This window comes from Rhizobium sp. RU35A (assembly GCF_900156005.1).
Lineage (GTDB): Bacteria > Pseudomonadota > Alphaproteobacteria > Rhizobiales > Rhizobiaceae > Neorhizobium > Neorhizobium straminoryzae.
Genome location: NZ_FTMR01000003.1, coordinates 171665 through 184987, shown reverse-complemented (window position 1 = coordinate 184987; position 13323 = coordinate 171665). Strand labels below are relative to the sequence as shown.

Sequence of the window (13323 nt, the reverse complement as noted above, 5' to 3'; positions counted from 1 at the left end):
CGGGTTGGGACCTTGCTTAGAAGCGGTGTTCCTTGCCGGGCATTGGGGTGACAAAGATCTCCTGCCGCAGGGCAAGCTCCGCATCTCCGGGAACCCGCACGACGATGGACATCAGGTCCGGCTGATCAAGATAGAGCACGGTATCGGCACCGAGCCGCTCGATATGCCGGATGGTACCTTTCCATTTGCCTTCACTGGTCGACATGCTGAGATGCTCGGGGCGGATGCCGTAGGTGGCGCATCCCTCTGCAGCGGCGATCGCCCCTTCATAGAGGTTCATCTTCGGCGAGCCGATGAAGCCCGCAACGAAGGGGCTTGCCGGCCTGTTGTAGAGATCCATGGGCGAGCCGACCTGTTCCACCCGGCCAGCATTCAGCACCACGATCTTGTCCGCCATGGTCATCGCCTCCACCTGATCATGGGTAACATAGATCATGGTGGCACCGAGCCGTGTGTGGAGGTCGGTCAGTTCCATTCGCATCTGGGAGCGAAGCGCTGCATCGAGGTTGGAGAGCGGCTCGTCGAACAGGAAAACCTTGGGGTCGCGAATGATGGCACGGCCGATTGCCACCCGCTGGCGCTGCCCGCCTGAAAGGGCCTTCGGCTTGCGATCCAGCAGATGGGTAAGTTGCAGCGTCTCGGCGGTCTTTTCCACCTTCGCCGCGATTTCCGCCTTCGGGCGCCCGGCCAGAGACAAACCGAAACCGATGTTGTCGCGCACCGTCAGATGCGGATAGAGCGCGTAGGACTGGAAGACCATGGCGATCCCGCGTTGCGAGGGTTCTGCATGCGTGACATCCCTGTCGCCGATCAGCATGCGGCCGTCGCTGGAGGTTTCCAACCCGGAAATCATGCGCAGGAGGGTGGATTTCCCGCAGCCGGAGGGGCCGACAAACACGCAGAACTCCCCGTCTTCTACCGCAAGGTCGATGCCCTTGATGACATCGAGGCTGCCGAAGCTCTTGCGGATGTTTTCAAGCACGACTTTCGCCATGGTATTATCCTTTCACGGCACCGGCCGTCATGCCGGCCACGATCTGCCTGTTGAAGAAGACAAAGACGATCAGCGGCGGAATGGTGACCAGAAGAATGTTCATGAACAGCAGGTTGAACTGGGTCTGGAACTGACCCTGGAAATTATAGAGGGTCAGCTGCACCGTGACGTTTTCGCGCCCCGGCAGGTAATAGAGCGGATTGGTGAAATCGTTGAAGATGCTGATCGACTGGACGACGATGACGGTGACGGTCACCGGTTTCAGCAGCGGCAGGATGACCCTGAAAAAGATCTGCCAGGGCTTTGCGCCGTCGATGATTGCCGCCTCGTCAAGATCGCGCGGGATCGTGGCAATGAAGCTTCGGAACAGCAGAACCGAGAAGGCGAGCCCGTAGGCTACCTGGATGAACACCATGCCGGTCAGCGTCTTGAACAACCCAACGGACTGCAGGATCCAGATGGTCGGAACCACGGCTGGCGGGATCATCAGACCGGCCAGCACGAAGGCATAGATCACCTTGTTCCAGCCGGAAGGGCGTCGCTGCAAGACATAGCCCACCATCGCGCCGAAAAGGACGAGCAGCGTCACGGAACAGACGGTGATGACGGTGGAGTTGAAATAGGCCAGCAACAACATGTAGTTGCGCGTCCTGAGGACTTCGGTGAGGTTGTCCAGGAAGTGCCATTCCACCGGCCAGCTGAAGGTCAGCAACGCAGCGTCCTGCTTCGTCTTGACGGCCGTGAGAAGAACAAACACGAAGGGCAGGATAAAGATCACGCCTGCAACCGCCAGCGAGATCACGCCGGTGTAGAATTGTCGCCGCGTCACAGATCCACCTCCTTGCGATTGAACCAGGCCGTCATGGGCAGGATGATCAGGCCGATCAGAAGAAACAGGATCACGTTGCCGGCCGTCGATAGACCGTAAAACCCTGCCTGATACTGCTTGTAGATGACGCTTGCCAGCACATCCGAGGAAAAGCCGGGGCCGCCACGGGTCATGGCCCAGATGAGGTCGAAGCTTCTGAGGCCGCCGATCAGCGAGAGCGTCACGACCGTTACGGTTGCCGGGCGAACAAGCGGAACGGTGACGCGGAAAAACATCTGCGTGCGGGTGGCGCCATCAATGCGAGCGGCCTCGTAATAATCCGGGCTGATGGAGGCCAGGCCCGCGATATAGATGAGCGTTGCAAGCCCGAGCCCCTTCCAGAAGTCGACGAGGATGATTGAATAGAGCGCGAGTGCCGGATCGGTCAGCCAGCCCGGACCGGGGATGCCGATTACGGAAAGCGCCACGTTGATGACGCCGTTGGTCGGGTGCATCAGCACGGAGAAGGTGATGCCGACACCGATCGTGGAGACCAGCACGGGAAAGAAGATCACGGCGCGCAAAAAGCCCTGCGCCCAGATGCCGGAGGTCAGCAGGACCGCGAGTAGCAGGCCAAACACGGATTTCGTGGCAGAGGTCGCAAAGGCATAGATCACCGTGTTGATCAGGCCCTGGATCAGAAAGGGTTCCCTGAGGAATTGCCGGTAGTTCTCAAGGCCGATGAACTGCGCCGAAAACAGGTCCCAGCGCGTCAGGCTGAACCAGAGCGATGCGAGCGTCGGGGCGAGGAACAACACGCTGAACACCACCGCGGCCGGCATCACGAACCAGTAGGGATAGGGGGATTTTTGAACGATCATCGTCCATCTCCGAAACAGTACCCGCCCGGACGAATGCCGGACGAGCTTCCTGGGAGGATTTTTGCTTACCAGTTGGGAAGGCCCAGCTGCTTGGCCTGCTTCTGCACATCCTGGTCGTAAAGCGCAGCAGCATCCCTGGCCGAACGGATGCCGGACCCCACTTCCACCGTGATCTGCTCGAGGGCCGGCCCCTTGATGGGTGACAGGAACTCAAGAGCCGGCGCTGTCCGCCCCGCCGTCTCGAAGTAGGGGAGCATGTCACTGACGGCCTGCGGAATGCTCTTCGGCAAGCTGCAGTCCTTGATCAGGTAAGGGCCTGACGGAACGGCCGCCGCCATCTGCTCGCAAGCTTCACGGGAGGCAGCCCAGTCCAGAAATTTCTTTGCTTCCGCGGCATTCTCGCTCTTGGCGGGGGCATAGAGTGCAGACGGCATCCAGATCGTCAGGCCGTTCTTCGTCGCATCATCGCCCGGCTGGGCAAAAAAGCCGAGATCCGGCAGGGCTTCGGGATTGTTCTGGCTCACATTGCCGATGCCGAAGGTCAGCATGGGAAAATGCGCCGCCTTGCCGGTCGCCACCATGCGCATGCCGTCGCCAAAGCGGGCGGCACCGAAATCCGGATTGAAAAGACCGGCTTTGGCCACTTCCTCGATATGCTCGAAGCCCCTCAGCGCAACCGGTGTCGTGGCATATTTCACCTGATTGGCGGTGTACTTCGTCGCAAAATCGGGCAGGGCCGTGCTGACATTGTAGAAATCGGCCAGCACGAAGAGCTGGGAGGTCCAGGTGTCGCCATAGGTCTGCGCGATGGCCACCTTGCCGGCAGCCTTGATCTTGGCGTTGTTGGCCATGAATTCGGCCCAGGTCTTCGGCACCTGGAGACCGAGATCCGCATAGATCTTGCGATTATAGAAGATGCCACCGCCCATGGCGGGGCCGAAGGGAATACCGCGCAGCGTGCCATCCGGCGCTGTTACCACCTTGCGGAAGATATCCGTGACGTTGCCTGCGTTGCCGAGACCGGACAGATCGGCGAGCGTTCTTTCCGGCTTCAAGGCCTGGAACAGCGAACCCGAATTGTACTGGAAGATGTCTGCCATTTCACCGGTGGCCAGCCGCGTCTTGACCAGGTTGTCGCCTTCGGAACCGCCGGGGCGGCTTTCCACGTCGAACGATACATCCGGCCGCTTTTGCTGGTAGGACTTGCTGAGTGCCTCAAACAGCGCTGTCGTTTCCGAATTGGTGTCGAGCAGCACGCTCAACGTCACATCCGCATGGGCCGCGGATGCCATAAGGGCCACCAGGACCGATGCAAGGGTCGTGCGCATTGTCATTCGCATGGTCGTTTCCTCCTCTTCAGACCATAGATCAACTTGTGATCTCCGGGCGGCAAACCGCCCGGAGCGCCACCGACATCACACCCGGAAGGTGATGACGTGCTCACCACTCCCCAGAATGGCCAGGCCATCCGTGGCTGCAGCACCATCGATTGATACATCCCGACGTGACTGCGCCGCAAAGCGGCCGCTGACACCCTCCGGCAGATTGACCCGGTAACGCACCAGATCGCCCTCCAGCGTCCAGTCGGCGGTGATGCGTCCCTGGCGAACATCATGCCAGGCACTGACCGGCGACAACGCGGGCAGGATGGCCGGATCAAGCTCGACCTCGGCGAAACCCGGTGCGTCTGCGCGCGGCTTAATCCCCGCCACATCTTCGAACAGCCACTGGCAGACCGCGCCATAGGCATAATGGTTGTAGCTGTTCATGTCCGGATCATAGACCGAGCCGTCCTCGCCAATCGCATCCCAGCGCTCCCAGATCGAAGTCGCCCCGCGCTCCACCTGATAGAGCCAGCCCGGCACCTTGCGGTTGATAAAGATCTTCTCCGCCAGATCCAGCATGCCGAGCCGGGTGAGTGCTGGAAGCAGGGCAGGTGTGCCAATGAAGCCTGTGCCGATCACGCCATCCGTCTCTTCAACGACACGACGGAAATAGGCGCGTCCCGCTTCTTCATACTCTTCCGGCACCAGACCGTAGAGGAAGGCAAGCGCCCAGGAGGTCTGGTCGTTGTGGGCAATGCGACCGGAGGGCGCAAAGAATTCCTGGCGGAAGGCCGCGCGGATGGCCGCCGCGCGGGCAGCAAGCCTTTCGGCGTCCTGCGGACGATCGAGAATACGGGCAATGCGGGCGGCAAGATCGGTCGAAATGAAATGATAAAGGGTTGCCGCGCAGTCGTCGGCCACGGTCGGTCGCGGCTTGCGGTTGTCGCCAACCGGCTGCAGCCAGTCTCCGAAGGTGAAGCCATGCTCGCCCCAGACCGCCGGCGGGCGGATGATCGGTCCGTCGGAAATGCCCCAGAGATAATCCAGCCAGGCCTGCATGGCCGGGAAGCATTCCTCAAGAACGGCTGGATTGCCATAATGCAGGTAGAGTTGCCAGGGGATGATGACGATCGCATCTCCCCAGCCCGTGGAGCCGGCCCAATCGCCGCGCTTGTCGATCGGGTGAAGCCGGGTCGGGTCGGGCGAGAAGTGAGAGACTGCGCCATTGTCGCGCTGGTCATGCATCACGTCGCGCAGGTATTTTGCCAGAAACCGCTCGCTGTCGGCCAACCAGCAGGCCGTACCGGCAAAGACCTGCGCGTCTCCCGTCCAGCCCAGGCGCTCGTCACGCTGCGGGCAATCGGTTGGAACCTCGATGAAGTTCGAACGCTGCGACCAGATGGTGTTCTCCACCAGACGGTTGACGGCATCGACGCCACAACGGAAACCGCCAGCCGCGACCGGCACCGAACTGATCGGCACCATCTCGATACCGAGAAGCTCCGCACCGCCCGTCAGCGTGACGCGCGCATAACGGAACCCCATGAAGCTGAAAAAGGGCGCATAGACTTCCTCACCTTGTCCGCTGAGCGTGTAGAGGAGCGCTGCCCGGGCGCTGCGATAATTGCGGTTGTCGAAGACGCGATCAGGCCCCAGAATTTCCGAATGCTCGACCTGCGCCGTCGCACCGGCAGGGCCACGCACGCGAATGCGGACATAGCCGCCGGCATTCTGACCGAAATCATGAAGCAGGCGTCCCTCCGGATCCGTCCAGGTCTCGACGGACGCAAGCGGTGCAAGTTCCTTGACGCCATCCACCTCATGCGGCACCAGCAGAGCCTTGTCGAAAGCCAGAATTTCGACGCCGTCGCTGTCAGCAGGCACGATGCGCGCATCAAAATCCTCACCGTAATAGATGCCGCTGCGGGTCACCGGTGAAAAGCCGCTCTTCCAGCCAGCATCCGTCGAGAGGCAGATCACGCCATCGGCTTCCAGTTCGCCAATCGCGCCGATCCGGTCGCCCCAGCAGTTGAAGATCGGATTCATGGCCCAGAGGATCTGGCTGCGGTACCAGCCATCGGCCAGCCAGATCTCGATGCGATTATCACCAGCCTGCAACAGCGGTGCGACCTCGTAGGTCTGATAGGCCATGCGATCATCATAACAGGTCCAGCCCGGCGTCAGCAGGTCATCGCCCACCCGGCGGCCATTGATGAAGGCGCGATAGAGCCCCTGGGCAGAGAGGCGAAGGCTGGCAGACTGCGGCACCGATGGCAGCGCAAAGATCCGCGATACGAATGTTCCGGCCGTTCCCTGCCCCTTATCACAGGACGGCGCGATCATCTCAGCGGCCTGAAAATGAGCAAGCGAAAGTGCCGGCCGGATGCCGGATGCCACGGGTCTGTCCATGAAGATCCTCCTGCGCCAGACCTCTCCCAAGGTCGTCGCGCACTATTGTGTAAACCGTTCTATGTGTATCATTCTACATCTTCGTTTGCCGCGCAACCATTTTTTGCCTATAGTTGGCGCATTCAGACGCAGGCTTGGAAACTTCCATGAAAAAACAAGAGATTAAGGAACCTGTGGAGCGCGTCACCATCCGCCATGTCGCCCACGATGCCGGCGTTTCGGTCGCCGCCGTCTCCAAGGTCCTGCGCAATGCCTATGGTGTATCGGAGGCCCTCCGGCTGAAGGTGGAGACCTCCATCGAGAAGCTGCGCTACCGCCCCTCCGTGGCAGCGCGCGCCATGCGGGGACGAACCTATACGGTAGGCATCCTCGTCATCGATCTGTTCAATCCTTTCCTGCCGCCCGTCATCGACGCGGTGAACGAAGCGCTCTCGCAATCCGGCTACAAGACCATGATCGGCGTCGGCCGCGGCGCGAGCGTGATCGAGGCCAGCATGATCGAAACCATGATCGACAACCGCATGGACGGCGTGATCCTGGTGGCGCCGCGCATTTCGGACAGGATGGTGGAGCGCTTTGCCGAACAGATCCCGATTGTCGTGATCGGCCATCACGAACCGGAAGCGACCGGCTATGATACCGTCAACTCCGACGACCGCATCGGCGCGATGCTGGCGGTCCGGTGTCTGCACGACAGAGGGTACCGGGACATTGCCATGGTGGGATATGATCGGACGGGCTCCCCGCCGTCGGTCGTGAGCCTGCAGCGTGAGGTCGGCTATCAGGAGGCGATGCGCGACCTCGATCTCGCAGACCGGCAACGCATTCTGCGCCTGCCGCCCCCGGAGGAACCGCGCGATGAAGCAATCAAGTCCCTCCTCGCCCATCCGGGCAGACCCCGCGCCCTGTTTGTCTGGTCGGATCTCGATGCGGTCCCGATCCTCGCTGCCGCTCGCGAGGCCGGCCTGCGCGTGCCGACCGATCTTGCCGTGATCGGCTACGACAATTCACCGGTCGCCGCCCTGCCGCTGGTGGACCTTGCCAGCATAGACCAGGATCCGTCGGGGATTGGCCGTAGCGCCAGTGACCTGCTGCTCAGTCGCATCGAAGGACGACGCGAGGCGGAACATGTGCTGATCCAGCCTCGGGTGATTGCGCGCGGAAGTCTCTGAAATGTTGAAGGTTAAGCCTTGCCGGCGACGTCCTGACGATTGGCGGGCGGCAGGAAGGCTTCGGCATTGCTGACAATGCTGCTGCGCAAAAACTCCATCACCGAGCGCACGCGGGCCACCTGCAGAAGATCGTGGTGGCAGGCAATCCAGTAATGTCGCCGCAGCACGACATCCGGCAACACCGGCCGAAGCTCGGGATACTGCCGGGTGATGAACATCGGCAGCACGCAAAGGCCCAGCCCGTTGCGGGTGGCGGTCAACTGCGAAAAGATGCTGGAACTCTGGAAACCCGGGCGGATGCGCGGATGAATGTCGCCGAGATAGTCGAGGCCGGGCGCGAAGATCATGTCCTGGATATAGCCGATGAAGGCATGCGACAGCAGATCCTCGGCCGAAGCGGGCGGCCCGTGCTGGGCCAGATAGGCCTCGCTGCCAAAGATCCCGAGCTGGTACTCGGTCAGTTGTTCGAAATAATAGGGGCCCGCCTTTGGCGGATCGAGCACCACGGCCAGATCCGCCTCCTTGCGTGACAGCGCCATGATCTGCTGGATGGTCACAAGCTCCAGCGAGATGTTGGGGTAGCGCATCGTCAGGTCCGGCAGCTTCTGCGCCAGAAAAAAATTCGAAAAGCCTTCCGGCGCCGACAGGCGCACCACGCCGCGCTGCAGAGAGGAGCCGCCGGAAATTTCCTCCTGCAGCCGCTCCGCCTCCTGCTCCACCTTCTCAGCCGTCTCAACGAAACGGTGGCCAAGCGGCGTCAGCACGTATCCTCTCGGATTGCGCTCGAACAGCTTCACCTTCAGCGAAAACTCAAGCCGGTCGATCCGGCGAGAGACGGTGGCATGGCTCGTGCGCAACTGGCGTGCGGCGGTGGACAATTGTCCGGAGCGGGCGACGGCGAGAAAGAACTGAAGATCGTCCCAGGTGAAGGGTGTACGCATCATCGGCCTCCTTCTGTCCAAAAATGAACAGAACCTGTTTGCAATTAGTCTCGACGCCGGGTTGCGTCAATCGAACCGATACCGGATGATGACTGCATTGGCGCGGTTTTGAGGAGAACCCCTCGCCAAATCTGAACAGTTCTGTCCTGTTTGAGAATCTCTGGGAGGAGATCGATAATGCGCAAAATGCTTCTGGCGTCCGCCGCGTTCTTCGTGGCCGGCGCGGCCGCAGCCGTGGCCGCACCTTCCGATGGCAAGGTCAAGATCGGTATCCTGAACGACCAGTCCGGTGTCTATGCCGATTTCGGCGGCAAGTCGTCCGTCGAGGCCGCCAAGATGGCCGTCGAGGATTTTGGTGGCAGCGTTCTCGGCGTGCCGGTCGAGATCGTTGATGCCGACCACCAGAACAAGCCGGATATTGCCTCGAACATCGCCCGCCAGTGGTTCGACACCAACCAGGTCGATGCCATCATGGAACTGACGACCTCGTCGGTGGCGCTTGCCGTGCAGGCCATTGCCAAGGAAAAGAAGAAGATCGACATTGTCACGGGTGCGGCGACGACGGAGCTCACCGGCAAGCAGTGCAGCCCCTACGGTTTCCACTGGGCCTATGATACGCATGCGCTGGCCGTCGGCACAGGCGGCGCGCTTGTGAAGCAGGGCGGCGACAGCTGGTTCTTCCTGACCGCCGACTATGCCTTCGGCTATTCGCTGGAGCAGCAGACGAGCGATTTCGTCAAATCAAGCGGCGGCAAGGTGCTGGGCTCGGTGCGCCATCCGCTGGCTTCCACCGATTATTCCTCCTTCCTGCTGCAGGCCCAGTCTTCCGGCGCCAAGGTGGTGGGTCTTGCCAATGCCGGCGCCGACACCCAGAACGCCATCAAGCAGGCTGCCGAATTCGGCATCACCCAGGGCGGCCAGCGTCTGGCAGCGCTTCTCTTCACGCTCGCGGAAGTGCACGGTCTTGGCCTGCAGGCCGCCCAGGGCCTCACGCTGACTGAAGGTTTTTACTGGAATCGCGATGAGGAAAGCCGCAAGTTCGGCGAACGCTTCCTGAAGCGCACCGGCAAGATGCCGAACATGATCCATGCCGGCACCTATTCCGCAGTGCTGCAATATCTGAAGGCCGTGCAGAAGGCCGGCACCGACGAGACAGAAGCTGTGGCGAAGGTCATGCATGAACTGCCTGTCGATGACGTGTTCGGTCGCGGCGGCACCGTTGGCAAGAACGGCCGCATGATCCACGACATGTATCTGCTTGAGGTCAAGAAGCCGGCCGAAAGCAAGGAGCCCTGGGATTACTACAAGGTTCTCGCCACCATTCCCGGCAAGGATGCCTATATCGATCCGGCCAAGAGTGGCTGCGACCTCGTGAAGTAAGGCTGGAAGGCGCCGATGACGAACGCTGTCCAACACCAGCAGCCGGAATCGCAGGTGGTTCTCTCCGCCCGCGGCCTGCGCCGGGATTTCGGCGCCTTCACCGCCGTGCGCGACGTCGATATCGACGTCCGTCATGCCGAGGTCCATGCACTCATAGGCCCAAATGGCGCGGGCAAGACGACCGTATTCAACCTTCTGACCAAGTTCCTGCAGCCGACTGCCGGTTCGATCATGCTGATGGGACAGGACATCACCCGCACGCCACCGGACAAGGTGGCGCGCATGGGCCTGGTGCGGTCCTTCCAGATTTCGGCCGTTTTTCCGCATCTGTCTGTGCTGGACAATGTCCGTGTCGCCCTCCAGCGCAACAACCATCTGTCCTACCAGTTCTGGCAGCCGCTCTCGGCACTGGACAGGCTGAACGAACAGGCCGAAGCGCTGCTGGCCTCGGTCGGCCTGACCCGCGAGCGCAATGCACTTGCTGCCGATCTCTCCTATGGGCGAAAGCGGGTTCTGGAGATTGCCACCACGCTGGCGCTCGATCCCAAGGTGCTGCTGCTCGACGAGCCGATGGCCGGCATGGGCCAGGAGGATATCGGCACCATCGCCAATCTGATCCGCGAGGTGGCAAAGACCAGGGCGGTGCTGATGGTGGAGCACAATCTCTCCGTTGTCGCCGATCTCTGCCAGCACGTGACCGTGCTGCAGAGGGGCGAGATCCTGGCAGAAGGAGACTACGACACGGTGAGCCGCGATCCACGCGTGCGCACCGCCTATATGGGTACGGAGGAGGCGTGAGATGACCGCACTTCTCGACATCAGGGGACTGAACGCCTGGTATGGCGAAAGCCACGTGCTGCACGGCGTAGACATGCAGGTGGGCGAAGGCGAGATGGTCACCATTCTCGGCAGGAACGGCGTCGGCAAGACGACGACGCTGCGCAGCATCGTCGGCATCCTGCGCAAGCGGCGCGGCGAAATCCGGCTCGCCGGCCACGATCTGATGCAGGTGCCGCTGCACCGCACCGCCCATTGCGGACTGGGCTACGTACCGGAAGAGCGCGGCATCTTCGCTTCGCTGAACGTGCTCGAAAACCTGATGCTGCCGCCGGCAGTGGGGCAGGGCATGTCGGTCGAGGAAATCTTCGAGCTGTTTCCCAATCTCTACGAGCGGCGTAACAGCCCCGGCACGCGCCTGTCGGGAGGCGAGCAGCAGATGCTGGCGATTGCCCGCATCCTGCGCACCGGCGTCAAGGTGCTGCTGCTGGACGAGCCGACGGAAGGGCTTGCCCCGGTCATCGTCCAGCGCATCGGCGAAGTCCTGAAAACGCTCAAGGAACGCGGCATGACCGTGGTGCTGGTGGAACAGAATTTCCGTTTTGCCGCCCGGATCGCCGATCGTTTCTATCTGATGGACCATGGCCAGGTGGTCTCGGAGTTCCCCGTGAAGGAACTGCCCGAGCGCATGGACATGCTGCACAAGGTTCTGGGGGTATGATGCCATGACGATGATCTTCGGCGTCCCGCTTCAGGCGCTGCTCGGACAGTTGCTGATCGGCCTGATCAACGGGTCCTTCTATGCGCTGCTGTCGCTCGGGCTTGCCATCATCTTCGGCCTGTTGCGCATGATCAACTTCGCCCATGGCGCGCAGTACATGCTGGGGGCCTTTACCGCCTATCTGCTGCTGACCTTTGCCGGCATCGGCTACTGGCCGGCGCTCATCCTGGCGCCCGTCATCGTCGGCCTGCTCGGTACCGTCGTTGAGCGCCTTTTCCTGCGGCGACTCTATGCGCTTGATCCGCTTTACGGCCTTCTGTTCACCTTCGGTCTGGCGCTGACGCTGGAAGGCACCTTCCGCTATATCTATGGTGCCTCGGGCCAGCCCTATGCCACACCGGCGGCCCTGGCGGGCGGCACCAATCTCGGCTTCATGTTCCTGCCGGTCTATCGTGGCTGGGTGGTCGTCGTCTCCCTCGTCGTCTGCCTTGCAACGTGGTTCCTGATCGAGCGGACGAAGCTTGGCGCCTATCTGCGCGCCGCGACCGAAAACGCAACGCTGGTGCAGGCCTTCGGCGTCAACGTGCCTGTGCTTCTCACCTTCACCTATGGCCTCGGCGTCGCGCTTGCCGCCTTTGCCGGCGTGCTGGCCGCTCCCGTCTACCAGGTGTCACCGCTGATGGGATCCAACATCATCATCGTCGTGTTTGCCGTGGTCGTCGTCGGCGGCATGGGCTCGATCATGGGGTCGATCATCACCGGCTACATGCTGGGCATCGCCGAGGGCCTCACCAAGGTCTTTTATCCGGAGGCATCCAACATCGTGGTCTTCGTCATCATGGCGATCGTTCTGCTCATCCGGCCGGCAGGCCTCTTCGGACGGGAGGCCTGATCATGGCACGCACGCATTCCACCGCTCCCGCCAGCATCGCGGACGCAGACAGCGTGGTTCCGGCTGGCGCATCCGGCCTGAGACTGGGGCTGGCGCTTCTCGCCCTCGCTCTGCTTCTCGCAGCACCCTTTTTCGTCTATCCGATATTTCTGATGAAGGTGCTGTGCTTTGCCCTGTTCGCCTGCGCCTTCAATGTGCTGCTCGGCTATACGGGACTTCTGTCATTCGGCCATGCCGCCTTCTTCGGCGGAGCGGCCTATGTCACTGCCCATGTGGTGAAGGAATGGGGCTTTCCGCCGGAACTTGGCATTCTCGCCGGAGTGGCGAGCGCCGCAGCGCTCGGTTTCGTGATGGGCGCTCTCGCTATCCGCCGCCAGGGCATCTACTTCGCCATGATCACGCTGGCGCTGTCGCAGATGTTCTTCTTCTTCTGCCTCCAGGCGAAATTCACGCAAGGCGAGGACGGCATCCAGTCCGTCCCGCGCGGGCATCTGCTCGGCATGATCGATCTCAACCAGCCGCTGGCCATGTATTACACGGTCGCCGCCACCTTCCTGATCGGCCTTTTTTTGATCTGGCGCTTCGTCCATTCGCCCTTCGGAATGATCCTGAAATCGATCCGGGAAAACGAGGCGCGCGCCACCTCGCTCGGCTATTCCGTGCAGCGCTACAAGCTCGGAGCCTTCGTCTTTTCCGCCGCCATGGCAGGGCTTGCCGGCGGACTGAAGGCGCTCGTCTTCCAGTTCGCCACGCTGACCGATGTCGGCTGGCAGATGTCCGGCGAGGTTATCCTGATGACGCTGCTCGGCGGCATCGGCACGATGTTCGGGCCGGTCGTCGGGGCCGGTTTCATCGTCGGGCTCGGCAATTATCTCGCCACGACCGGATTCCCGGTCACCATCATCACCGGAGTGGTGTTCATGGTCTGCGTGCTGCTCTTCCGGCGCGGCATTATAGGCGAGTTCAATGCCTCGCGGCTCGGCCGCCGGCTGGGGCTCGATCACCGACACTGACCCTCGGGCC

Annotated in this window: 12 protein-coding genes; 6 read left to right on the top strand and 6 right to left on the bottom strand. The window is 61.6% G+C overall.

What is annotated here, in order from left to right; translation table 11 throughout:
• Positions 1-16 precede the first annotated feature (16 nt).
• From F3H95_RS09445 to F3H95_RS09425, 5 genes are all read right to left on the bottom strand, one after another.
• On the bottom strand, positions 17-994 hold the full coding sequence (locus F3H95_RS09445) for an ABC transporter ATP-binding protein (RefSeq protein ID WP_149745755.1): 978 nt from the start codon (positions 992-994) through the stop codon (positions 17-19).
• A gap of 4 nt (positions 995-998) precedes the next feature.
• Complete coding sequence (locus F3H95_RS09440) at positions 999-1823, bottom strand: carbohydrate ABC transporter permease (protein WP_143124126.1); 825 nt, start codon at positions 1821-1823, stop codon at positions 999-1001.
• On the bottom strand, positions 1820-2683 hold the full coding sequence (locus tag F3H95_RS09435; RefSeq protein ID WP_149745754.1) for a sugar ABC transporter permease: 864 nt from the start codon (positions 2681-2683) through the stop codon (positions 1820-1822). The genes F3H95_RS09440 and F3H95_RS09435 overlap by 4 nt, the downstream gene beginning before the upstream one ends.
• A 65-nt stretch (positions 2684-2748) precedes the next feature.
• Positions 2749-4023: an ABC transporter substrate-binding protein gene (locus tag F3H95_RS09430; RefSeq protein WP_149745753.1), complete on the bottom strand. Its 1275-nt coding sequence runs from the start codon at positions 4021-4023 to the stop codon at positions 2749-2751.
• A gap of 75 nt (positions 4024-4098) precedes the next feature.
• Positions 4099-6417 (bottom strand): alpha-L-rhamnosidase, encoded by a 2319-nt coding sequence (locus tag F3H95_RS09425; protein ID WP_244617951.1) that lies wholly within the window; start codon positions 6415-6417, stop codon positions 4099-4101.
• Between the two features lie 146 nt (positions 6418-6563).
• On the opposite strand from F3H95_RS09425, the gene F3H95_RS09420 reads away from it, so the two are divergent.
• The gene (locus tag F3H95_RS09420) at positions 6564-7589 is read left to right on the top strand and encodes a LacI family DNA-binding transcriptional regulator (protein ID WP_149745752.1); all 1026 of its coding nucleotides are present in this window, start codon (positions 6564-6566) and stop codon (positions 7587-7589) included.
• Positions 7590-7600: 11 nt separating this feature from the next.
• Here F3H95_RS09420 and F3H95_RS09415 read toward each other — a convergent pair whose 3' ends face one another.
• A complete protein-coding gene (locus F3H95_RS09415) occupies positions 7601-8533 on the bottom strand; it encodes a LysR family transcriptional regulator (RefSeq protein ID WP_149745751.1) in 933 nt (310 codons plus the stop codon).
• A gap of 174 nt (positions 8534-8707) precedes the next feature.
• Between F3H95_RS09415 and F3H95_RS09410 the strand changes: the two genes are divergently transcribed.
• From F3H95_RS09410 to F3H95_RS09390, 5 genes are read left to right on the top strand one after another with little or no spacing between them, the layout of a single operon-like run.
• The gene (locus tag F3H95_RS09410; protein WP_149745750.1) at positions 8708-9910 is read left to right on the top strand and encodes an ABC transporter substrate-binding protein; all 1203 of its coding nucleotides are present in this window, start codon (positions 8708-8710) and stop codon (positions 9908-9910) included.
• A gap of 15 nt (positions 9911-9925) precedes the next feature.
• Positions 9926-10708 carry an ABC transporter ATP-binding protein gene (locus tag F3H95_RS09405; RefSeq protein ID WP_149745749.1) on the top strand — a complete coding sequence of 261 codons (783 nt, stop codon included), beginning with the start codon at positions 9926-9928 and terminating at the stop codon, positions 10706-10708.
• Position 10709: 1 nt separating this feature from the next.
• A complete protein-coding gene (locus F3H95_RS09400) occupies positions 10710-11408 on the top strand; it encodes an ABC transporter ATP-binding protein (RefSeq protein WP_143124119.1) in 699 nt (232 codons plus the stop codon).
• Between the two features lie 4 nt (positions 11409-11412).
• On the top strand, positions 11413-12300 hold the full coding sequence (locus F3H95_RS09395; protein ID WP_149745748.1) for a branched-chain amino acid ABC transporter permease: 888 nt from the start codon (positions 11413-11415) through the stop codon (positions 12298-12300).
• A 53-nt stretch (positions 12301-12353) separates the two neighbouring features.
• A complete protein-coding gene (locus F3H95_RS09390; protein ID WP_244617967.1) occupies positions 12354-13313 on the top strand; it encodes a branched-chain amino acid ABC transporter permease in 960 nt (319 codons plus the stop codon).
• Positions 13314-13323 lie beyond the last annotated feature (10 nt).

Excerpts from the sequence above, each read along its gene's own strand:
- F3H95_RS09445 (WP_149745755.1), bottom strand. The coding sequence starts at position 994 with ATGGCGAAAGTCGTGCTTGAAAACATCCGCAAGAGCTTCGGCAGCCTC.
- F3H95_RS09435 (WP_149745754.1), bottom strand. The coding sequence starts at position 2,683 with ATGATCGTTCAAAAATCCCCCTATCCCTACTGGTTCGTGATGCCGGCC.
- F3H95_RS09430 (WP_149745753.1), bottom strand. The coding sequence starts at position 4,023 with ATGCGAATGACAATGCGCACGACCCTTGCATCGGTCCTGGTGGCCCTT.
- F3H95_RS09425 (WP_244617951.1), bottom strand. The coding sequence starts at position 6,417 with ATGGACAGACCCGTGGCATCCGGCATCCGGCCGGCACTTTCGCTTGCT.
- F3H95_RS09420 (WP_149745752.1), top strand. The coding sequence starts at position 6,564 with ATGAAAAAACAAGAGATTAAGGAACCTGTGGAGCGCGTCACCATCCGC.
- F3H95_RS09415 (WP_149745751.1), bottom strand. The coding sequence starts at position 8,533 with ATGATGCGTACACCCTTCACCTGGGACGATCTTCAGTTCTTTCTCGCC.
- F3H95_RS09410 (WP_149745750.1), top strand. The coding sequence starts at position 8,708 with ATGCGCAAAATGCTTCTGGCGTCCGCCGCGTTCTTCGTGGCCGGCGCG.
- F3H95_RS09405 (WP_149745749.1), top strand. The coding sequence starts at position 9,926 with ATGACGAACGCTGTCCAACACCAGCAGCCGGAATCGCAGGTGGTTCTC.
- F3H95_RS09400 (WP_143124119.1), top strand. The coding sequence starts at position 10,710 with ATGACCGCACTTCTCGACATCAGGGGACTGAACGCCTGGTATGGCGAA.
- F3H95_RS09395 (WP_149745748.1), top strand. The coding sequence starts at position 11,413 with ATGACGATGATCTTCGGCGTCCCGCTTCAGGCGCTGCTCGGACAGTTG.